At 71.8% G+C, this 19,542-nt stretch carries 19 protein-coding genes and 1 pseudogene; 14 read left to right on the top strand and 6 right to left on the bottom strand.

Annotated features, from left to right (window positions below; translation table 11 throughout):
- Window positions 1-65 precede the first annotated feature (65 nt).
- Complete coding sequence (locus tag DN069_RS00105; RefSeq protein WP_111498597.1) at window positions 66-1,241, top strand: C40 family peptidase; 1,176 nt, start codon at window positions 66-68, stop codon at window positions 1,239-1,241.
- On the opposite strand, the gene DN069_RS00100 is transcribed toward DN069_RS00105, so the two are convergent.
- The 4 genes from DN069_RS00100 to DN069_RS00085 form a co-directional block, all read right to left on the bottom strand.
- On the bottom strand, window positions 1,226-1,720 hold the full coding sequence (locus DN069_RS00100) for an NUDIX domain-containing protein (protein ID WP_111498596.1): 495 nt from the start codon (window positions 1,718-1,720) through the stop codon (window positions 1,226-1,228). The two genes, DN069_RS00105 and DN069_RS00100, sit on opposite strands and share 16 nt — an antisense overlap.
- A 1-nt stretch (window position 1,721) precedes the next feature.
- Window positions 1,722-2,258 carry an SMI1/KNR4 family protein gene (locus DN069_RS00095; RefSeq protein WP_111498595.1) on the bottom strand — a complete coding sequence of 179 codons (537 nt, stop codon included), beginning with the start codon at window positions 2,256-2,258 and terminating at the stop codon, window positions 1,722-1,724.
- Window positions 2,255-2,743 (bottom strand): hypothetical protein, encoded by a 489-nt coding sequence (locus DN069_RS00090; RefSeq protein ID WP_243638797.1) that lies wholly within the window; start codon window positions 2,741-2,743, stop codon window positions 2,255-2,257. The genes DN069_RS00095 and DN069_RS00090 overlap by 4 nt, the downstream gene beginning before the upstream one ends.
- Before the next feature lie 198 nt (window positions 2,744-2,941).
- Window positions 2,942-3,439 carry an inorganic diphosphatase gene (locus DN069_RS00085; RefSeq protein WP_111498594.1) on the bottom strand — a complete coding sequence of 166 codons (498 nt, stop codon included), beginning with the start codon at window positions 3,437-3,439 and terminating at the stop codon, window positions 2,942-2,944.
- A gap of 78 nt (window positions 3,440-3,517) precedes the next feature.
- Between DN069_RS00085 and dacB the strand changes: the two genes are divergently transcribed.
- The 6 genes from dacB (at window position 3,518) to folE (ending at window position 11,320) form a co-directional block, all read left to right on the top strand.
- Window positions 3,518-5,185 (top strand): D-alanyl-D-alanine carboxypeptidase/D-alanyl-D-alanine endopeptidase, encoded by a 1,668-nt coding sequence (gene dacB / locus DN069_RS00080; protein ID WP_111498593.1) that lies wholly within the window; start codon window positions 3,518-3,520, stop codon window positions 5,183-5,185.
- Between the two features lie 120 nt (window positions 5,186-5,305).
- On the top strand, window positions 5,306-6,412 hold the full coding sequence (locus tag DN069_RS00075) for a zinc-dependent metalloprotease (RefSeq protein ID WP_111498592.1): 1,107 nt from the start codon (window positions 5,306-5,308) through the stop codon (window positions 6,410-6,412).
- Between the two features lie 186 nt (window positions 6,413-6,598).
- Window positions 6,599-7,714 (top strand): tRNA lysidine(34) synthetase TilS, encoded by a 1,116-nt coding sequence (gene tilS, locus DN069_RS00070; protein ID WP_111498591.1) that lies wholly within the window; start codon window positions 6,599-6,601, stop codon window positions 7,712-7,714.
- Between the two features lie 108 nt (window positions 7,715-7,822).
- Window positions 7,823-8,377, top strand: a complete 555-nt coding sequence (gene hpt, locus DN069_RS00065) for a hypoxanthine phosphoribosyltransferase (RefSeq protein ID WP_111498590.1) — start codon at window positions 7,823-7,825, stop codon at window positions 8,375-8,377.
- 254 nt (window positions 8,378-8,631) lie between these two features.
- A complete protein-coding gene (gene ftsH, locus DN069_RS00060; RefSeq protein WP_111498589.1) occupies window positions 8,632-10,635 on the top strand; it encodes an ATP-dependent zinc metalloprotease FtsH in 2,004 nt (667 codons plus the stop codon).
- A 76-nt stretch (window positions 10,636-10,711) separates the two neighbouring features.
- Window positions 10,712-11,320: a GTP cyclohydrolase I FolE gene (gene folE, locus DN069_RS00055; RefSeq protein ID WP_111498588.1), complete on the top strand. Its 609-nt coding sequence runs from the start codon at window positions 10,712-10,714 to the stop codon at window positions 11,318-11,320.
- A gap of 128 nt (window positions 11,321-11,448) precedes the next feature.
- Here folE and DN069_RS00050 read toward each other — a convergent pair whose 3' ends face one another.
- Window positions 11,449-12,588 carry an alpha/beta hydrolase gene (locus DN069_RS00050; protein WP_111498587.1) on the bottom strand — a complete coding sequence of 380 codons (1,140 nt, stop codon included), beginning with the start codon at window positions 12,586-12,588 and terminating at the stop codon, window positions 11,449-11,451.
- A gap of 97 nt (window positions 12,589-12,685) precedes the next feature.
- Window positions 12,686-13,846: an alpha/beta hydrolase gene (locus DN069_RS00045; RefSeq protein ID WP_111498586.1), complete on the bottom strand. Its 1,161-nt coding sequence runs from the start codon at window positions 13,844-13,846 to the stop codon at window positions 12,686-12,688.
- A gap of 222 nt (window positions 13,847-14,068) precedes the next feature.
- On the opposite strand from DN069_RS00045, the gene DN069_RS00040 reads away from it, so the two are divergent.
- The 7 genes and pseudogenes from DN069_RS00040 to DN069_RS39730 form a co-directional block, all read left to right on the top strand.
- Window positions 14,069-15,877 carry a phosphatidylglycerol lysyltransferase domain-containing protein gene (locus DN069_RS00040; RefSeq protein WP_111498585.1) on the top strand — a complete coding sequence of 603 codons (1,809 nt, stop codon included), beginning with the start codon at window positions 14,069-14,071 and terminating at the stop codon, window positions 15,875-15,877.
- Between the two features lie 23 nt (window positions 15,878-15,900).
- Window positions 15,901-16,776, top strand: a complete 876-nt coding sequence (gene folP / locus DN069_RS00035; protein ID WP_243638796.1) for a dihydropteroate synthase — start codon at window positions 15,901-15,903, stop codon at window positions 16,774-16,776.
- Window positions 16,773-17,246, top strand: a complete 474-nt coding sequence (locus DN069_RS00030) for a nuclear transport factor 2 family protein (protein WP_111498583.1) — start codon at window positions 16,773-16,775, stop codon at window positions 17,244-17,246. Before folP ends, DN069_RS00030 begins: the two co-directional genes overlap by 4 nt.
- A 189-nt stretch (window positions 17,247-17,435) precedes the next feature.
- Window positions 17,436-17,798, top strand: coding sequence for a dihydroneopterin aldolase (gene folB, locus DN069_RS00025; protein WP_111498582.1), 363 nt, complete (start codon window positions 17,436-17,438; stop codon window positions 17,796-17,798).
- A gap of 5 nt (window positions 17,799-17,803) precedes the next feature.
- Window positions 17,804-18,391, top strand: coding sequence for a 2-amino-4-hydroxy-6-hydroxymethyldihydropteridine diphosphokinase (folK, locus tag DN069_RS00020; RefSeq protein ID WP_111498581.1), 588 nt, complete (start codon window positions 17,804-17,806; stop codon window positions 18,389-18,391).
- A gap of 85 nt (window positions 18,392-18,476) precedes the next feature.
- On the top strand, window positions 18,477-18,968 hold the full coding sequence (locus DN069_RS00015; protein ID WP_111498580.1) for a DUF3180 domain-containing protein: 492 nt from the start codon (window positions 18,477-18,479) through the stop codon (window positions 18,966-18,968).
- Window positions 18,969-19,074: 106 nt separating this feature from the next.
- Window positions 19,075-19,542: pseudogene (locus tag DN069_RS39730) on the top strand (DUF5305 domain-containing protein); the annotation flags it as partial.

The raw sequence follows: 19,542 nt of genomic DNA, 5'->3' as shown, positions 1-19,542 counted from the left end.
CAGTCCATCACCCGGGTGGACCTCCCTGCGGTGCGAGTTTCTGACGGGTGGCCAGACTGGGGAGTGTGAACCGCCGCACCGCCGCACTCGCCGCTGTGACCGTCCTGCTCATGGGTGGGCTCGCCGTGCCGGAGGCCGCCGCCGACAACGGGCCCGGTGGACCCTCGGTGGGAGAGGTCGCGGCCGCACAGGCCGCCGCGCGGGCGGCGGGGGCGCGGGTGACCGCCGTCGAGGGGCAGCTCGCCCTGGCGCAGAGCGCCGAGGCGGCGATGGACGTGCGGGTGGAGACCGCCGTTGAGGCGTACAACGGGGCCATGGTGGCGCAGCAGCGCGCCGCCGCGAAGGCCGCGGCGACCTCCGTCGCCGCCCGCGGCGCGGACACCGCCGAGCGGGCGGCGCGCGACGCGGTGGGGCAGCTGGCCGCAGAGCAGTACAGCGACGGCGGCCCGCCCCTGCTGGCCGGCTTCGCGGGCCTCCTCGCCGCCAGGGACCCGCACGCCGCGGAGCTCGCGGCGGAGGCCGCGCAGGGCGTGTCCGAGCAGGCACGGCAGGCCCTGCAGCAGGCCGCCGCGACGGCAGCCGCCGCGCGGGGCGCGGACGCGGCGGCCCGGCAGGCGAGCACCGCGGCCGCCGCCGCGACGGCGAAGGTGGCGGCCGCCCGGACCGACGCCCAGCAGCAGTTGGCGGCGCAGCAGGCGCAGGTGGCCGCCCTGGACGCGCAGCACACCACGCTGCTGTCCGGTCTGGCCTCGGCCCAGCAGGTCGCGCTCCAGCTGACCGAGGCCCGCGCCCAGGCCCTGGCCGCGCAGGCGGCCAGGCTGGTGGCGCTGGCCAAGCAGCAGGCCTCCGCGCCGCCCGCGCCCCCCGCGCCGAGGCCGGGGGACATCCGCAACGTGCTGGCCTTCGCCCGCTCGGCGCTCGGCCTCCCGTACGTGTGGGGCGGGGCAGGGCCGCAGAACTACGACTGCTCCGGCCTGACCATGCGTGCCTGGCAGCGGGCCGGCGTGGAGCTGCCCCACTTCGCCGCGGACCAGTACGCGGACTCCCACCCGTTGACCTACCGTCAGCTCCAGCCGGGTGACCTCGTCTTCTGGTCCCACGACGGCAGCCCTCAGGGCATCTACCACGTCGCCCTCTACACCGGCGACGACTCCATCATCGAGGCCCCCCGCACCGGCGACGTCGTGAAGACGGCCTCCCTCTGGATCATGGGCACCCCGGACTTCTACGCCCGCCCGTGAGCTTGGTAGCGCTCGTACGCGTCCCGTCCGTCGGGCAGGAAGTCCTCCTCGCGGACCAGCTCGGCCAGCTCCGCCTCGGTGACCCAGGCGTGCCAGGCGATCTCCGCCGGATCGGGCCGGATCGGGCCGGTGACGACCACCTCGTGCACGCCCAGCCAGTAGGGGCTGATCACGCCCGCACAGCGGAAGGTGAGCACCAGGCGCGGTCGCAGACGCACCCCGAGCTCCTCCGCGAGCTCCCGCGCGGCGGCCTCCTCGTACGACTCCCCGGCGTTCGCCGCGCCGCCCAGCAGCCAGTTGAGCTGCCCCGGGAAGCGACGGTCGTCGTCCGGCCGCCGATGCACCAGGATCCGTCCGTCCGGGGCGCTGCAGACCGTCGTCGCCACGCGGTGCAGCCAGCCCTGCCGGATCGCCTCGTCCCGCTCGACCACGCCCAGCACGCGGTCCTCCTCGTCGACCCGGTCGACCAGCTCGCTCATCTCACTCCGCCCAGAATTCCATGATCGTCTCGTCGAGGTCCGGGAACTCCAGGGCGGCCTGCTCGATCACCGCGGTGGGGGTCTGCTCGTGGTCCGCGGCGTAGCGGCGGGCGAGGGACGCGAACGCCTCGTCGGGCTGCGGGACCCAGTCGCCGTGGGGGCCGGTCGCGGCCTCCCAGGGGCCGAAGCCGCCGGCGAGGAGCCAGAGGAAGTCGCCGAGGCTGCGGGCCACGACGACGGCCTCGCCCTCGGAGCCGAGGACGACGACGGGCTGGTCGACGAGCGGCTGGTCGGGGCGTGTCAGCCAGAACCCCACCCGCCCGCCGCCGCGGTTCCTGCCGAACAGGCGGAGGCGGAACTCGTCCTCGGCCAGCTCCGGGTTGCCCACCCACCTCCGGAACCACTCGGTGGTGTCCTCGGCGGTCAGGAACTCCTCGTAGGGCTCGAAGTCGACGCCCTCGCCGAGGCGGTAGTCGAAGGGGAGGGCCATGGCCTCGGCGAGCCCGGGGGGAAACCGTAGGTCTTCGGTAGCCGTCATGCGGACAGGCTAGTGACCGGCGCCGACAGCGTCGGGGACACCGACGGGGACAGCGGCAGGCCGAGCGCACGGAACGTCACCCGCTGGTCGTACCAGAGCAGTCCGACCGTCGCGCCGGTCATCACGACGGCCATGACGAGGTGTCCGGCGGTCCCCTCCAGCTGTGCGCCCAGCACACCCAGCAGGCCGTGGACGCCGACCCGCAGTGCGATCAGCCCGGCGAGGATCTTGCGGCTGCGGCCGTTCTTCAGCATGGCCCGCAGCAGCTTGCGCCGCCGGCCCAGCATGGTGAACCCCACGGCCATGTTCACCAGACCCAGCCCGACCAGCGCCATCCAGGCGTCCGGGTGCAGCTTGACGACGTCGAACGCGGCGCCCATCAGCCCCTCGAAGACGAAGAACCACGGCGCCAGCGGCTTGATCTCCCCCGGCGCGGGCGGCGCCGTCGGCTTGGCCTTGAAGGCGGTGCTGATGCTGATCGCCATGATCGTCTCCCCCAGGAGCTCGTGTCCCTCGCTTGATCACGAGCTTCCCGCGTCAGGGGGTAGCGGCGGCAGAATCAGGAATCCTCACTCGGGCAGGACATTTGTCATGCCGCAGGGATGACGCCGCAGACGCGACACCGCCCCCGGGGCGACCCGGGGGCGGTGCGGTGAGCGGAACGCGGCGCGGAGCCGGCAGGCTCAGTGGTGGGCCTTGCCGGAGTCGGCGAGGCGCTTGATGGAGTTGGTGATCTCCTCCTCCGCCTCCTGGCGGCCGACCCAGTGGGCGCCCTCGACGGACTTGCCCGGCTCCAGGTCCTTGTAGACCTCGAAGAAGTGCTGGATCTCGAGGCGGTCGAACTCCGAGACGTGGTGGATGTCGCGCAGGTGCTCCCAGCGCGGGTCCGAGGCCGGGACGCAGAGCAGCTTGTCGTCGCCGCCCGCCTCGTCGGTCATGTGGAACATCCCGATGGCGCGGCACTTGATGACGCAGCCCGGGAAGGTGGGCTCCTCGAGGATGACGAGCGCGTCCAGCGGGTCGCCGTCCTCGCCGAGGGTCCCGTCGACGAAGCCGTAGTCGGCCGGGTAGCGCGTCGAGGTGAAGAGCATGCGGTCGAGGTAGATGCGACCAGTCTCGTGGTCCACCTCGTACTTGTTCCGCGAACCCTTCGGGATCTCGATCGTGACGTCGAACTCCACAGCTCTCCTCCAATATCAGTGGTTGCAGCCAATAGTGTCTCCTACGGCGTGGAGTGCTCAGGAATGGGGAAGGGCCGGATGGGGAACTGGGCGGACCGGGGGACCCGGACGTTCGCGGCGGCGAGACGGTACGCGGCGCAGACCGCACGGCAGGCGGCGCAGCAGACAGCGGAGCGGACGGCGCCCGTCCGGGCGTCCGTGCGGCGGACGACGCTGCAGGTCGCGCAGCGCACCGCGGAGCGGACGGGGCCCGTTCGCGTCTCCGCGCTGCGCTCGGCCAGACGGGTCGGGCGGCGGTACGCGTACGCGCCGACCCGCTGGGTCGTGGGCGTCGCCGCCGGCAGCGGGCTGGTGCTGGCGGTCGTCAGCATCGCCGCGGCCGGGCCCTGGCAGGGCGGTCAGCGGGCGAGCGACGCCGCGCTCGCGGCGGGTCACCCCGTCGCCGCGGCCCACCACCCGGGCCATCCGCCTGCGCCGCGGCCCGCCGGACCGGCCTGGCACGACGCCGCGGACGTGCTCGCCCCGGCGGGCGCCGCCGGCACGCTCCCGACCGGCGCCGGTCTCGGCGGCGCGCTCGCGGGCGCGCTGGCCGACCCCGCGCTGGGCAAGGTCACCGCGTCCGTCGTGGACGTCAGCGACGGCCGCACCCTGTACAGCGTCGGCGCGGACCAGGACCAGGAGCCGGCGTCCACCAACAAGATCGCCACGGCGACCGCCGCGCTGAGCCTGCTGGGGCCGGACCACCGCTTCACCACCGAGGTCGTCGGCGACGCGAGCACCGGCCTGACCCTGGTCGGCGGCGGCGACCCGACGCTGTCCGCCTCGACGGGCCCCGACAGCCTCACCGCGCTCGCGGCGGCCACCGCGGCCGCGCTCCACGCCGCAGCCGCGGCGAGCCCGTCCGCGAGCCCTTCCAGCGGCACGCACCACGTCTCCCTGCACTACGACATCTCGCTCTTCTCCCAGCCGGCCCTTCACCCGATAGGGGTGAACGACAACATCGCGCTGGTCCAGGCGCTCACCTCGGACGAGGGCCGCCTCGACCCGACGTCCACGGAGAACGCCCCCCGCTACGCCGATCCCGCCGCGCACGCCGCGTCCGTCTTCGCCGCGGCGCTGGCCGCGGACGGCGTGGACGTCGACACCGCACCGACCCAGGCCACGGCCCCGGCGCACGCGCCCGTGCTCGCGCAGGTCCAGAGCGGGCCGCTGAGCGGCATCGTCGAACGCATGCTGACCGAGAGCGACAACGACGTCGCCGAGGCCCTCGGCCACGCCGTCGCGCTCGCCTCCGGCAAGCCGGCGACGTTCACCGACGCCGCGGCGTCGGTGACGGCGCGGCTGTCCCAGCTGGGCGTCCGGCTGGGCGCCACCCACCTGTCCGACTCCAGCGGCCTGAGCTCCGCCGACGGCATCCCGGCGGCGGTGCTGACGCAGCTTCTGGTCCTGGACGCCTCCCCGGCCCACCCGGAGCTGCGCAGTGTGCTCAGCGGCCTCCCGATCGCGGGCTTCACGGGCACGTTGGACAACCGCTACGGCGGCGACGGCAGCGAGGCGGGCCTCGGCGTCGTCCGGGCGAAGACCGGCACCCTCAGCACCGTCAACACCCTCGCGGGCCTGGTCGTGGACCGCAGCGGCCGACTGCTGGCCTTCGCCTTCATGTCCAACGGCGGCGGCGGCGCGGACGCCGCCCGCGCAGCGCTGGACCGCCTGGCGGCGGGAGTCGCGACCTGCGGCTGCGACTGACCGGTGGCGGCACTCGCCCCTGAGGTAGTGCAGCTACCTGTCTCGCGCCGCTGAGGGCCTGGCGGCCCTAACGGGCCGTCCTGCTGACCGAATCGGCGCCGAGAACGTACGGTTGAACGCATGACGAGCGCCAGCGGCAGCAGCAATGGCACGGAGATGATCGACTGGGACCTCGCGGTCGCCACGGCGACCCGTTTCGTGCGGCCCGGCCCGGAGGTGACGCGGGATGAGGCCCGCGCCGCCGTCGCCGAGCTGCGGGAGCACGCTCGCGAGGCGGAGGCCCATGTGCGCGCGTACACGCGCATGGGCGCGCCGGAGAGCAGCACGCCCGTGCTCGTCGTGGACCGGCCCGGGTGGATCAAGGCCAACGTGGCCGGGTTCCGGACCGTCATCAGCCCGCTGACGAGCAGGCTCGCGGCGCGCCGGGCGAACCTGCCGGGCGGCGCGGCGATGAGCGCGGTGGGCAGCAAGATGACCGGCGTCGAGCTCGGGCTGGTGCTGTCGTTCCTGTCCACCAAGGTGCTGGGCCAGTACGAGACCTTCGCCCCGGCCGACGTCCCCGCGGACCTCTCCGAGATGGGGAAGCCGGCCACCCCGCCGGGACGCCTGCTGCTGGTGGCGCCGAACATCGTCTCCGTCGAGCGCGAGCTGGAGGTGAACCCGCACGACTTCCGGCTCTGGGTCTGCCTGCACGAGGAGACCCACCGGACCCAGTTCACCGCGGTGCCCTGGCTGCGGGACCACATCGAGGGCGAGATCCAGGCCTTCCTGGCCGAGACCGAGATCGACCCGGCCACGCTCTTCGAGCGGCTGCGCGAGGCCGTGACCGGCGGGCCGACGGCGGACAACCTGGTCGAGGTGGTGCAGACGCCGACGCAGCGCGAGATCCTCGGCCGGCTGACGGCCGTGATGTCGCTGCTGGAGGGCCACGCCGACGTGGTGATGGACGGGGTCGGACCGCAGGTGGTGCCGAGCGTCGCCGAGATCCGGGAGAAGTTCCAGCAGCGCCGTGCCAAGGGCGCGAGCCGGATGGACCAGCTGCTGCGGCGGCTGCTGGGTATGGACGCGAAGCTGCGTCAGTACCAGGACGGGGCGGTCTTCGTGAACGCGGTCCTGGACGCCGTCGGGATGGAGGGCTTCAACAAGGTCTGGACGTCCCCGAACACGCTCCCCACGAAGGAGGAGATCCACAACCCGGCCGCCTGGGTGGCCCGGATGCACCGCTGACCGGAGCGGCCCGGGGAGGCCGGATCTGCCGTAACGTTTCTCCATTCACTCGTCCGATCGAACCGCTGCTGCGGGACGACGACGCCTCCGCGTGTCGTCGACGACTTCTGCGACGATGTGCAACTTCCCCGTCACTCTGGGTGTGAGACGATGCGGCAGTCCCCCCGCCCAGAGGAGTGATCGGTCATGGGCCCCCATCCCGCGGTTGCGGCGATACGCCTGGCGGTGCGCCGGGTGCTCGCCGAGTTCTCCGACGAGGTTCCCGCCACCTTCGCCCCTGGGAGCGAAGCCGGGACCGAAGCCGCCGTTCCCCCCCAGTTCATCCGCTCCGTGGGCGACGTCGACCCGCGGCACGCGAAGTACCGCAGGCCCCGCCCGAAGCCGGCGCCCGCCGCGCCGCTGGTGCTGGTGGCCTGCTCCGGCGGGGCCGACTCGATGGCCCTGGCCGCCGCCACCGTCTTCGAGGCCGCCAAGCTGGGCATTCGCGCCGGCGCGGTGACCGTCGACCACGGACTGCAGACCGGCTCCACCGCCCGCGCCGTGGAGGTCGCCGAGCGCCTGCGCACCCTCGGGCTCGACCCGGTCGACGCGCTCGGCGTGAACGTTCCTGCGGCCCGCGGCAACGGCGGTCCGGAGGCCGCCGCCCGGGACGCCCGCTACGCGGCCCTGGAGGCCGCCGCCGAGCGCCACGGCGCCCGTGCCGTGCTCCTCGGCCACACCCGTGACGACCAGGCCGAAACGGTGCTGCTCGGCCTCGCCCGCGGCAGCGGCACCCGCTCGCTCAGCGGCATGCCCGTCGTCGCTGGCCGCTACCGCCGTCCCTTCCTGGAGGTGGACCGCGCCACCACCCGCGCCGCCTGCCACGTGCTCGACCTGCCGGTCTGGGACGACCCGCACAACACCGACCCCGCGTACACCCGCGCCCGGGTCCGCCACGAGGTGCTGCCGGTGCTGGAGAAGCACCTCGGCGGCGGCGTGGTCGAGGCCCTCGCCCGCACCGCCCGGCTCTTCCGTGACGACGCCGACGCCCTCGACGTGTGGGCCGATCAGGTGGGGACGGAGGTCACCCACCCCGACGGCCTCGACCCCGAGCGACTGGCCGCGCTGCCCGCCGCCGTGCGCCGCCGGGTGCTGCGTCGCGCCGCTCTGGCCGCGGGCTCCCCCGGCGGGGAGCTGTTCGCCCGGCACGTCGAGGCCATGGACCAGCTGGTCACCGCCTGGCACGGCCAGGGTCCGGTCCACCTGCCCGGCAACGTCCGGCTGCGGCGCCAGGCGGGCCGTCTCGTCTTCCGCCGGGTCTGACCGGGCGTGACCGTCGGCGCGTCCGAGACGCAGGCGCGCTCCCGTAAGGTTGAGGAACGCAGGCGCAGGGACGACTCTGCTTGATTCCAGCTTGAGGAAGTAGCGCGGGTGGACGAGAAGGACATGGGCACCGACCTTGCCAAGGTGCTCATCAGCAAGGACGAGATCGACGCCAAGCTGGCCGAGCTCGGTGCGCAGATCGACCGCGACTACGCGGGCAAGGATCTGCTCATCGTCGGCGTGCTCAAGGGCGCGGTCATGGTGATGGCGGACCTGGCCCGGACCCTGCACTCCGATGTGACCATGGACTGGATGGCGGTCTCCTCCTACGGGATGGGCACCAAGTCCTCCGGCGTGGTCCGCATCCTCAAGGACCTGGACACCGACATCTCCGGCCGCGACGTGCTGATCGTCGAGGACATCATCGACTCCGGTCTGACGCTGTCCTGGCTGCTCAGCAACCTGCAGTCGCGCAACCCGGCCTCGCTGGAGGTCTGCACGCTGCTGCGCAAGCCGGACGCGGCCAAGGTGTCGATCGACGTCCGGTACGTCGGTTTCGACATCCCCAACGAGTTCGTCGTCGGCTACGGGCTGGACTACGCGGAGAAGTTCCGCAACCTGCCTTTCGTCGGCACGCTCGCCCCGCACGTCTACGGCGGCTGATCAGCCGCGCTGATTGCTCCAGGGTGGTGGGAACAGCACCCGGTTTTCCTCCGTTGGACCCTGGGAAGAGCCGTTTGACACGGGAACGCAACCGTTCACATGGAGAATGGCTGCGGTACCGTCCAATAATTCGCTGTTCCTATCGGGGACGGTCGAGGACAAACACAGACATAGGACGCACCAGCCGGCCGCAGAGCCGGAGGTGCCGCACTTAGTGGCAGGAGGGACGGGGCGGCCAGGGTCGCCCCGCATGGATGGACGTGAAGCGATACTTCCGTGCGCCGGTGATGTGGATTGTGCTCGCCGTCCTCGCCATCGTCGTGCTGATGCAGGTGGTGTCTTCGGCCCAGGGCTACAAGACCGAGGACACCAGCAAGGTCATCAGCGCGATCAATGCGGGGCAGGCCCAATCGGTCCAGGTCACGACCGGCGACAGCCAGATGATCAAGGTTCAGTTGAAGGACGGCCAGACCGTCGACAACACGAACATGATCCAGGCCCCCTACGCCTCCGACCAGTTCGCGGCGACACTGCAGACCGATCTCCAGACGGCCGTGAGCCAGGGCAAGCTGCCCAGCTACACCGTCAAGGTGGACAAGCAGAACGCCTTCCTGGGCATTCTGATCTCACTGCTGCCGTTCGTGCTGATCGTCGGCGTGTTCCTGCTGCTGATGAACCAGATGCAGGGCGGCGGCTCGCGCGTCATGCAGTTCGGCAAGTCCAAGGCGAAGCTCATCACCAAGGACACCCCGAAGACGACCTTCGCGGACGTCGCGGGCGCCGACGAGGCCGTCGAGGAGCTCCACGAGATCAAGGAGTTCCTGCAGGAGCCGGCCAAGTTCCAGGCCGTCGGTGCCAAGATCCCCAAGGGTGTGCTGCTCTACGGCCCGCCCGGAACCGGTAAGACCCTGCTGGCCCGTGCCGTGGCCGGCGAGGCCGGTGTGCCGTTCTACTCGATCTCCGGCTCCGACTTCGTCGAGATGTTCGTGGGTGTCGGCGCCAGCCGTGTCCGCGACCTGTTCGAGCAGGCCAAGGCGAACGCCCCGGCGATCGTCTTCGTCGACGAGATCGACGCGGTCGGCCGCCATCGCGGCGCCGGCCTCGGCGGCGGTCACGACGAGCGCGAGCAGACCCTCAACCAGCTGCTGGTCGAGATGGACGGCTTCGACGTCAAGGGCGGCGTGATCCTGATCGCGGCGACCAACCGGCCCGACATCCTCGACCCGGCGCTGCTGCGTCCGGGCCGCTTCGACCGGCAGATCGCCGTGGACCGGCCGGACCTGGTCGGCCGTCTGGAGATCCTCAAGGTCCACCAGAAGGGCAAGCCGGTCGCCCCGGACGTCGACCTGCAGGCCGTCGCCCGTCGCACCCCCGGCTTCACCGGTGCCGACCTGAGCAACGTCCTCAACGAGGCCGCGCTGCTCACCGCGCGCAGCGACAAGAAGCTGATCGACAACAACACCCTGGACGAGGCGATCGACCGCGTCGTGGCGGGTCCGCAGAAGCGCACGCGGATCATGTCCGACAAGGAGAAGAAGATCACCGCGTACCACGAGGGCGGTCACGCCCTGGTCGCGGCGGCCTCGCCGAACAGCGACCCGGTGCACAAGGTCACGATCCTCTCCCGCGGCCGCGCCCTCGGTTACACGATGGTGCTGCCGGACGAGGACAAGTACTCGACCACGCGCAACGAGATGCTCGACCAGCTCGCCTACATGATGGGCGGGCGCGCGGCGGAGGAGCTGGTCTTCCACGACCCGACCACCGGCGCGTCCAACGACATCGAGAAGGCGACCGGCACGGCGCGCGCGATGGTCACCCAGTACGGAATGACCGAGCGCCTCGGCGCGATCAAGTTCGGGACCGACGCCTCCGAGCCCTTCCTGGGCCGTGAGATGGGCCACCAGCGCGACTACTCGGAAGAGGTCGCCGCCCTGGTGGACGAGGAGGTCAAGAAGCTGATCGAGAACGCCCACAACGAGGCGTGGGAGATCCTGGTCGAGAACCGTGACGTGCTGGACACCCTGGTGCTGGAGCTCCTGGACAAGGAGACCCTCAACAAGGAGCAGCTCGCCGAGATCTTCGCCCCGATCGTCAAGCGCCCGCCGCGTCCGGCCTGGACCGGCTCGCCGCGACGGACGCCGTCCACCCGCCCGCCGGTGCAGTCGCCGCGCGAGCTGACGCTGACCAACGGTGTCACCGACACCGTGGGCCCGCTGGACACGGCTCCCTCCAACCTGGAGCAGCCGGAGCTCTGAGATATTGGACGCTGCCCCAAGGCTTTAGCCTTGGGGCAGCGTTCTTTTTTTCGTACTTCTGCGAGGAGCCCTACTCATGATCGATCCGGTGACCGTCGAGGGTTCGATCGGAGCCGTTCGGGAGTTCGACCAGAAGCGCGCCGAGGACGCCGTCCGCGAGCTGCTGATCGCGGTGGGGGAGAACCCCGACCGGGAGGGCCTGCGGGACACGCCCGCACGGGTCGCGCGCGCGTACAAGGAGATCTTCGCGGGGCTCTACCAGGAGCCCGAGGACGTCCTCACCACGGTCTTCGACCTCGGCCACGACGAGCTGGTGCTGGTCAAGGACATCGAGCTGGTCTCCTGCTGCGAGCACCACCTGCTGCCGTTCCACGGCGTGGCCCACGTCGGCTACATCCCCGCGGAGAACGGCAAGATCACCGGTCTGTCGAAGCTGGCCCGCCTGGTGGACGTCTTCGCCCGCCGCCCGCAGGTCCAGGAGCGGCTGACGACGCAGATAGCGGACTCGCTGATGCGGATCCTGGAGGCCCGCGGCGTGATCGTCGTGGTCGAGGCGGAGCACATGTGCATGTCCGTTCGCGGCATCCGCAAGCCCGGCGCGAAGACGATGACCTCCGCGGTCCGCGGCCAGCTCCGCGACGGCAAGACCCGCGCGGAGGCGATGAGCCTGATCATCGGCCGCTAGGCCGCCGCTGGGGGCGCGAGGAACTGCGCGAGAACCACCCTGTGCGGATGGCCCTGCGCGTTGAGGACCATTCGCTCGTCAGTGGCTTGTCGCGCAGTTCCTCGCGCCCCTGGATGGTGCAACGGCCCTCAGTGCGCGAGTTCCCCGCTGACCCACTCCAGCATCGGGCCTTGCTCCGCCGCCCAGGTGCCGAAGTTGTGGCCGCCCGTGCGCAGCAGCATCGGGGTGGCCCGCATCGGGGCGTGGACCTGGGAGAGGAAGCGCTCGGTCGCCGCGTAGTCGCGGTCCTTGACCGCGGTGCCGACCAGGACGTGGATCGGCGGGGGCGGCAGGTGGGTCAGGCGCCAGCCGAAGTCCGCCTGCTGGAGCAGGCGGTCGCGGTCCGGTCCGGGCGGGCCGAAGAGCGTGCCGGTCTGGCGGTTCTCGTAGATGCCGTAGTCGCCGCCGAGGTCCGCGACGACGCCGAAGACCGACGGGTGGCGCAGACCGAACGCCAGCGCGCAGGTGCCGCCCTCGGAGTAGCCCTCCACGGCCCACGCTCCCGGGCCGCGCAGCAGGCGGTACGCGCTGCGCAGCGCCGCGGGGACCTCCTGGGTGAAGTACGTCTCCACGCGGGGCCCGCCGACCGAGTCGACGCAGTTGGTGTCCCGGGGCAGCGCCACGTTCTGGGAGACCAGCACCAGCACGGTGGGCTGCATCCGGCCGCCGGTGATCAGCCGGGACGCCTGCCGGGGCGGGTTGAGCCGGTCCAGCGTGGTCTGGATGCTGCCGGGGAAGCCGGTCAGCATCAGCAGCACCGGGAAACGAGTGCGCGCGTAGGCCGGCTGGAAGTACTGCGGGGGCAGGTAGACGTAGGCCTGCTGGCGCAGGCCGGTGCCGGGGCCGACCAGGCGCACCGTGGAGACCTGGCCGACGCTCGCCGGCGCGCCGGGGAGGAACGCGGGCACCGGGCCGTCCGGGCGGACCAGGCGCGAGCCGTGCGCCGAGGGGAGCGCGTCGCCGCCGTGGCCGGTGGGGGCGCCGAAGGTGACCTGCTGGTCGGCGCCGAGCAGGTCGTCCCAGGTGGGGTAGAAGTCGCCGTAGCCGTTGATCAGCAGGGCGGCGACCAGGACCAGCCCGAGCTGGGCGGTCAGCAGGGCGCCCAGCCGGGCCAGCACGCGGGCCCAGCCGGAGGGGGCCAGCCGTGGCCACTGCCACACCGTCACCGCTGTGACCAGCACGGTGAGTCCGAGAACCGTCCAGAGCAGCGCGCCGCTGGTCAGCTCCATCCGTCTGCTCCCCGTTCCGCCGTTCCACCTTCACGGTGTTCAACGACGGAGGGGAGCCAACGGGATCGGTTCAGCGGGCTGGGCCAACAAGATCTGGTCAGGCGCCCGTGGTGCTGCCCGGAACGGAGAGCTTGCTCGCGACCCAGGGGAGCGCCTGCGGCGTCTCCTGGTTCCAGGTGTTGAAGTTGTGGCCGCCGCTGGTGAGGTAGAGCGAGGAGATCTGGTACGGCGGCTTGGCCGAGACCGCCTTGATGAAGGCCTCGGTGGCCTTGTAGTCCGCCTCGGTCTTGCTGCTGGTGACCAGCAGGGAGACCGGCACGGCCGGCAGGTGCTGGGCGCGCCACAGCAGGTTGGCCTGGTTGCGCAGGGCCTGGCTGCCGCCGAAGAGGTCGCCGGTGGTGGAGTCCTCGGCGGCCTTGTAGTAGCCGGAGAGGGAGGCCGCGGCGCTGAACGAGTTCGGCTCGCGCATGGCCAGCGAGAGGGCGCAGTAGCCGCCGGTGGAGTCGCCGATCACGCCCCAGGCCTTGCCGTCGGTCGAGACGTTGTACGCGCTCGCCATGGCGCTGGGCAGGTCGCGGGAGAAGAAGGTCTGCGCCTGCGGGCCGCCGGGTATGTCCTGGCACTCGTTGTCGCGCGGCATCGCCACGGAGGGGCGCAGCAGCACCATGACCGTGGGCGGCATCTTCTTCTGGTAGATCGATTGGGCGGCGATCGTCGGGTACTTCATCCGGGAGATCAGGTTCTCCGGGGTGCCCGGGTACCCGGTGAAGACCACCACCACCGGGAACTTCTTGTTCTTGTACGCCGGGTCCTTGTACGCGGCCGGCAGGTAGACGTAGCCGTCCTCGGACAGCCGGGTCGAGCCGCCGTTGATGGTGACCTGCTCGACGGTGCCGCCGCTCGCGCCCGCCGCGGCGCCGCCCAGCTGCAGCGCCACCGGCTTGCTGTTCTGGATCTGGACGCTGCCGGCGCCCTTGCCGTCGGAGGCGGGCTTGCTGTGGTCGACGATGCTCGGAGTCGGGCCCTGGTCGGTGCCGAAGAGGTCGCTGAAGGAGCTGTAGAAGCCGCCCCAGTTGTTGGCGACCAGCGCCAGCGCCATCAGGCTGAGGAGCTGACTCGCCAGCAGCGTGCCGACCCGTCCGGACACGGCCTTCCAGTTGCGGCCGCTGAGCCGCGGCCAGAGGTAGACCGTCCCGATGAAGCTGGCGACCGCCAGCAGTGCGACGAGCAGCTCCAGTTTCTTGCTGGTGAGTCCCATTCCCCGTGCCTGGCCTTCATCCCTGGGTCCTGCGTCCCGCGCCCGGGGTGCCGGGGCGAGCGGTCCCGAGGGTGGTGGCCCGGGTCCGACGTACCAGCATGCCTGAGCGTTGGCTGAGAAGCAGCATCAACAGTCGTATGTGTGATCTATTCATTCCTGGTCAATACCTGTAGCCCCAGGGGTGCAACGAAGTCCTTACCCGTGCGTCTACGCTGTGCTCCCATGAGTGAACCCGTGGCCACCGAGCGACCGACCCGTAAGGGCCTGCCGATTCCCAAGGTTTCCCGGCCATGGGTGCCGCGGGCTGTGGGATACGCCACAGCGCTGATCGGCCTCTTCGACATCATCGCCGGCGTCGCCCCGCACATCCGCGAGAGCCGGGTGCACAAGATCGCGACGCTGCTGCCGGGCACCGTCACCACCGTCGCCACCGCCCTGTCGCTCGTCATCGGCATCGTGCTGATCATGCTGGCGCACGCCCTGCGGCGCCGGAAGGCGCGCGCGTTCCGGGCGGTCGCGGTGCTGCTGCCGTTCGGTTTCGTGATGGAGCTGCTGCGCTGGCACCACACCGGCACCGCGGTGATCACCCTTGTGGTCTGGGTGGTGCTGCTGCTCAACCACCGCGAGTTCTACGCCCTGTCCGACCCGCGCACCCGCTGGCGCGCGGTGGCCAACGCCGTGGTGATGCTGGCGCTGAGCTTCGGCCTCGGCATGATCATCGTGAGCGCCCACGCCAAGACCACCGTCGGCGACCCCTCGCTGCGTGAGCGGTTCTGGGAGGTCTTCTGGGGCCTGGTGGGCATCGGCGGACCGATCCACTACACCGGTGACCGCACCGGCGACCTGGTCTACTACTCGCTGGCCGGCCTCGGCTTCTTCAGCGCGGTCAGCACCATCTGGCTGGCGCTGCGCCCGTCCAAGCCCTTCGCGGTGCTGGACGCCTCCGAGGAGCAGCGGGTCCGCGAGCTGCTGGTCAAGCACGGCGCCCGTGACTCACTCGGCTACTTCGCGCTGCGCCGCGACAAGAGCGTGCTGTTCTCGCCGACCGGCAAGGCGGCCATCGCCTACCGCGTCGTCTCCGGTGTGATGCTCGCCTCCGGTGACCCGATCGGCGACGTCGAGGCCTGGCCCGGCGCGATCAAGGTCTTCATGGAGGAGGCCCACAAGCACGCCTGGGTCCCGGCCGTCATGGGCTGCAGCGAGCAGGGCGGCGAGGTCTGGACCCGCGAGGCCGGCCTGGACGCGCTGGAGATCGGCGACGAGGCCATCGTCGAGGTCGAGGACTTCACCCTCGAGGGCCGCCCGATGCGCAACGTCCGGCAGATGGTCAAGCGCATCGAGCGGGCCGGCTACGAGTGCCGGGTCCGCCGCGTCGAGGCCCTGGACGCGCGCGAGCGCGACGCGATCCGCCACGCCGCCGACGCCTGGCGCGGCACCGAGACCGAGCGCGGCTTCTCCATGGCGCTGGGCCGCTTCGGCGACATCCGCGACGAGGGCTGTGTGGTCGTCACCGCCCACAAGGCCATCGAGGGCGCCCCCGAGGGCACCTCGGACATCCGCGCGGTGCTGCACTTCGTGCCCTGGGGCAAGGACGGCATCTCGCTGGAGCTGATGCGCCGTGACCGCGACGCCGACCCCGGCCTGAACGAGCTGCTGATCGTCAAGGCGCTGCAGGTCTGCCCCGAACTGGGCGTCAGCCGCGTGTCGCTGAACTTCGCGATGTTCCGCAGCGCGCTGGCGCGCGGCGAGCGGATCGGCGCCGGTCCGGTGCTGCGGGCCTGGCGCGGGCTGCTGGTCTTCCTGTCGCGCTGGTTCCAGATCGAGTCGCTGTACAAGTTCAACGCCAAGTTCCGCCCGATCTGGGAGCCCCGCTTCCTGGTCTACCCGGGCACCGGCGACCTGCCGCGCATCGGCATCGCCGCACTCCAGGCGGAGGCCTTCCTGGTCATGGAACTCCCCAAGTTCCTGCGCCGATTCCAGAAGGAGCAGCCGGAGCCGAACGCCGCGATCACGGTCCCCGCACCCCGGTAGTCGCCCGGCGAGATAATCAGGGCATGGAAACACCGCACCGACACCTGCCCGGACTGGCCGACTGGGGCCGATGCGGGGTCATGGGCATCGTCAACGTCACTCCCGACTCCTTCTCCGACGGGGGCCTCTGGCTCGATCCGGAGAAGGCGATCGCCCATGGCGTCGATCTGGTCCGCCAGGGCGCGGACCTCGTGGACGTCGGCGGGGAGTCCACCCGCCCGGGCGCGCAGCGGGTCACCGAGGAGGAGGAGCTCCGGCGGGTCATCCCGGTGATCACCGGGCTGGTCTCCGCCGGGGTGACCGTCAGCGTGGACACCATGCGCGCCGTGGTCGCGGAGGCGTCCGTCGCCGCCGGAGCGAAGGTGATCAACGACGTCAGCGGCGGGCGCGCCGACGCGAACATGGTCAAGGTCGCGGCCGAGACGGGTGTCCCCTTTGTGGTGATGCACTGGCGCGGCCAGTCGACGGAGATGGAAGCGCTGGCCCGCTACCAGGACGCGGTCCGCGAGGTCGTGGCCGAGGTCGAGGCGCAGGCCGAGGCCGTGATCGGGGCCGGGGTCCGGCCCGAGCAACTGATCGTCGACCCGGGCCTCGGCTTCGCCAAGACCCGCGAGGACGACTGGGCGCTGCTGGCCCGGCTGGAGGCGTGGAGCCGGCTCGGGCACCCGCTGCTGGTCGCCGCCTCCCGCAAGCGCTTTCTGGGCACGCTGCTGGCCGACGAGGCCACCGGCGAGCTGCGTCCGGCCCGCGAGCGCGACGCCGCGACCGCCGCGGTCTCCGCGCTGGCCGCGGCCGCCGGGGCCTGGGCGGTGCGGGTGCACGAGGTCGGGGCCACCGCGGACGCGGTCCGCGTCGAGGCGGCCCTGCGGGCCGCTCGCACCCGGCAGGAGGCGCGGTGACGGGCGTCCCGCGCGGGAGCGAGGCCGAGGTCGACGCGGTCCTGGCGGCCAACGACGCCCTCTACGCCGCCCTGGAGGCCGGCGACCTGGACGCCCTGACGGACGTCTGGGTCTCCGGCGCCGACGCCGACGACGTCCACGGGGCCGTCTGCGTGCACCCGGGCTGGCCGGTGCTGCGCGGCCGGGCCTCGGTGCTGCGCTCCTACGCGCTGATCATGGCCCACACCGACTACATCCAGTTCTTCCTCACCGACGTCGAGGTCGAGGTGCTGGGCGATGTGGCACTGGTCACCTGCACCGAGAACATCCTGTCCGGCGGCGAGGCCGAGGAGGAGGGGGAACTCGGCCCCCTCGTCGGCGGGAAGGTGGTCGCCACGAACCTGTTCCGGCGTACGGACGAGGGCTGGCGGCTCTGGTCCCACCACGGCTCGCCGGTGCTGACCGGAGGGGACGACGACGAGGAAGGGTGATCTTTTGGGGTACATCCAGTGAAGGCCCGCGAGCCTGGGAATCACATGGGTGCCGTGCGGGATTGTCGGTATTGCAAGGTAGCTTGGTGCTGGTAGGCGATGATGCCTGCGCCGCTCCCGCGTGCGTCCGCCCCGGTACGCCGTACCGGTACGCAGTTGGAGAGCCGGACCTCAGGGAGTGTTCGCAACATGCTCGACCGAATCGCGATCAAGGGCCTGCGTGCCCGCGGACACCACGGCGTCTTCCCACGCGAGCGTGAGCTCGGCCAGACGTTCGTGGTCGACGTGGTGCTCGGGCTCGACACCCGCCCTGCCGCCTCCGGAGACGACCTGGAGGCGACGGCGCACTACGGTGTGATCGCGGAGGAGGTCGTGGGCATCGTCACCGGCGACCCGGTCGATCTGATCGAGACGCTCGCGCAGCGCATCGCCGACCAGTGCCTGACCCACGTCGCCGTGCGGGAGGTGGAGGTCACCCTGCACAAGCCGGACGCGCCGATCACCGTCCCGTTCGACGACGTCACCATCACTATCGTTCGGAGTCGCGGATGAGCCCCATGTCTCCCGATCCCACCGCCACGCCGGTCCCGTCCCAGATCAAGGAGACCGTGGACTCGGCCGACACCACCCTGCACAACCCGCGCCGTGCGGTGATCGCCCTCGGCAGCAACCTCGGCAACCGCCTGGAGACGCTCCAGGGCGCGGTCGACGCGCTGGAGGACACCCCCGGCGTCCGGGTCAAGGCCGTCTCCGCGGTCTTCGAGACCGACGGCGTCGGCGGCCCCGAGGGGCAGCCCGCCTACCTCAACGCCGTGCTGCTGGTGAAGACCACCCTGCCGCCGCAGTCCCTGCTGGAGCGCGCCAACGCGATCGAGGACGCCTTCGGCCGCGTCCGCGAGGTCCACTGGGGCCCGCGCACCCTGGACGTCGACATCGTCTCCTACGAGGGCGTCGAGCAGGACGTCCCCGAGCTGGTGCTGCCGCACCCGCGCGCCCACGAGCGCGGCTTCGTGCTCGTGCCCTGGCACGACGCGGACCCGGACGCCGAGCTGCCGGGCCACGGCAAGGTCGACGAGCTGCTGGCCACCGTCGGCGAGGAGGGCGTCCGCCGCCGCGGCGACCTCACGCTGCACCTGCCGCGCTGACCTCCGCCCGGGTGGGTGCGGCGCTGACACCCGGTCACCCTCCCCGCCCGGGTACGGTGGAGCAGATCCTGTTGGAGGGACTGCTGTGAAGCCGCTTCGCCCGCTCGTGCTGGCCGTGACCACGCTCGTCGCCGGGGTGCTGTCCTGGGCGGGCGCCCGGCTGTGGAACTCGGTCGGATCCCTGCCCGGGGTGCCCGCCGCGGCGCCGATCGTGCTCGCCGTCATCGCCGTGGTGCTGGCCTCGGCGGCGATCACCCTGCGCGGCCGGCTGCGCGCCCAACGCGAGCGTCAGGCCGGGGCCAAGGGCGTCGACCCGCTCTTCGCCGCCCGCGCGCTGGTGCTGGGCCAGGCCAGCGCCCTGGTCGCGGCGCTGGTCACCGGCGTCTACGGCGGCATGGGCGTCTTCCTGCTCACCCTCTCGGACGCCACCGCGAGCCGCCGCGGCCAGTCCCTGACGGCGCTGTTCGCGGTGATCGCGGGCATCGCGGTGATGGCCGCCGGCCTCTGGCTGCAGAGCGTCTGCCGACTCCCCGACGACGAGGACGAGGACCGCGACCACCTCGTGCAGCGGCGCTAGAGCGGACCTCGAGAGTTGACCGTGTTCCGTCGGTTCGGTGATCTGTCAAGAGTGTGTTTGGCCCTGCGCCTGACATAAGTCGGACGATCACGCTAGATTTCTGGCCATGCCTCGTGGTCGCCACCGTCAAGCCTCGCGCCTGGGCCGGGCGCTCCCGTCGATCGCCTGTACGGTCCTGGCGCTCGCCGCTCTCGCGGCAGCCCTGCTGACCAGCAGGACCGACGTGTTGCGCATCCTGGTCACGGCCGTCTCCGTCGGCGCCTGCGCGGCCGCGGTGCTGCTGCGTCAGCGGGAGACCGTCGCCCAGGTCGACCTCGAGACCGAGAAGTCGGCGCGGGCCCGTGACGAGGCCCGGCACGAGGAACGGATCGCCGAGCTCGAGTACCAGGCCGAGGTCGCCGAGGAGCAGGTCAAGCGACTGGAGCGGCGCGTCCTCGCGCAGCGCAGCCAGCTCGCCCACGCCGAGGCCACGCACGCCCAGCTGCTGCGCGACCGCGCCCGGATGGCCGCGGAGCAGGCGCTGCGCGACGCCGAGGCCGCGCGGGCCCGCGAGGCGGCGCAGCGCGGCGTCCGG

Origin of the sequence: Streptacidiphilus pinicola (genome assembly GCF_003258295.1) — a bacterium.
Classification (GTDB): Bacteria; Actinomycetota; Actinomycetes; order Streptomycetales; family Streptomycetaceae; genus Streptacidiphilus; species Streptacidiphilus pinicola.
This window is presented reverse-complemented; position numbering and strand designations above follow the sequence as displayed.

What these genes read in the sequence shown, in the direction of transcription:
- DN069_RS00100 (WP_111498596.1), bottom strand. Translation starts at nt 1,720, where the DNA reads ATGAGCGAGCTGGTCGACCGGGTCGACGAGGAGGACCGCGTGCTGGGC.
- DN069_RS00095 (WP_111498595.1), bottom strand. Translation starts at nt 2,258, where the DNA reads ATGACGGCTACCGAAGACCTACGGTTTCCCCCCGGGCTCGCCGAGGCC.
- DN069_RS00090 (WP_243638797.1), bottom strand. Translation starts at nt 2,743, where the DNA reads ATGGCGATCAGCATCAGCACCGCCTTCAAGGCCAAGCCGACGGCGCCG.
- dacB (WP_111498593.1), top strand. Translation starts at nt 3,518, where the DNA reads ATGGGGAACTGGGCGGACCGGGGGACCCGGACGTTCGCGGCGGCGAGA.
- DN069_RS00075 (WP_111498592.1), top strand. Translation starts at nt 5,306, where the DNA reads ATGACGAGCGCCAGCGGCAGCAGCAATGGCACGGAGATGATCGACTGG.
- tilS (WP_111498591.1), top strand. Translation starts at nt 6,599, where the DNA reads ATGGGCCCCCATCCCGCGGTTGCGGCGATACGCCTGGCGGTGCGCCGG.
- ftsH (WP_111498589.1), top strand. Translation starts at nt 8,632, where the DNA reads ATGGACGTGAAGCGATACTTCCGTGCGCCGGTGATGTGGATTGTGCTC.
- folE (WP_111498588.1), top strand. Translation starts at nt 10,712, where the DNA reads ATGATCGATCCGGTGACCGTCGAGGGTTCGATCGGAGCCGTTCGGGAG.
- DN069_RS00050 (WP_111498587.1), bottom strand. Translation starts at nt 12,588, where the DNA reads ATGGAGCTGACCAGCGGCGCGCTGCTCTGGACGGTTCTCGGACTCACC.
- DN069_RS00045 (WP_111498586.1), bottom strand. Translation starts at nt 13,846, where the DNA reads ATGGGACTCACCAGCAAGAAACTGGAGCTGCTCGTCGCACTGCTGGCG.
- DN069_RS00040 (WP_111498585.1), top strand. Translation starts at nt 14,069, where the DNA reads ATGAGTGAACCCGTGGCCACCGAGCGACCGACCCGTAAGGGCCTGCCG.
- folP (WP_243638796.1), top strand. Translation starts at nt 15,901, where the DNA reads ATGGAAACACCGCACCGACACCTGCCCGGACTGGCCGACTGGGGCCGA.
- folB (WP_111498582.1), top strand. Translation starts at nt 17,436, where the DNA reads ATGCTCGACCGAATCGCGATCAAGGGCCTGCGTGCCCGCGGACACCAC.
- folK (WP_111498581.1), top strand. Translation starts at nt 17,804, where the DNA reads ATGTCTCCCGATCCCACCGCCACGCCGGTCCCGTCCCAGATCAAGGAG.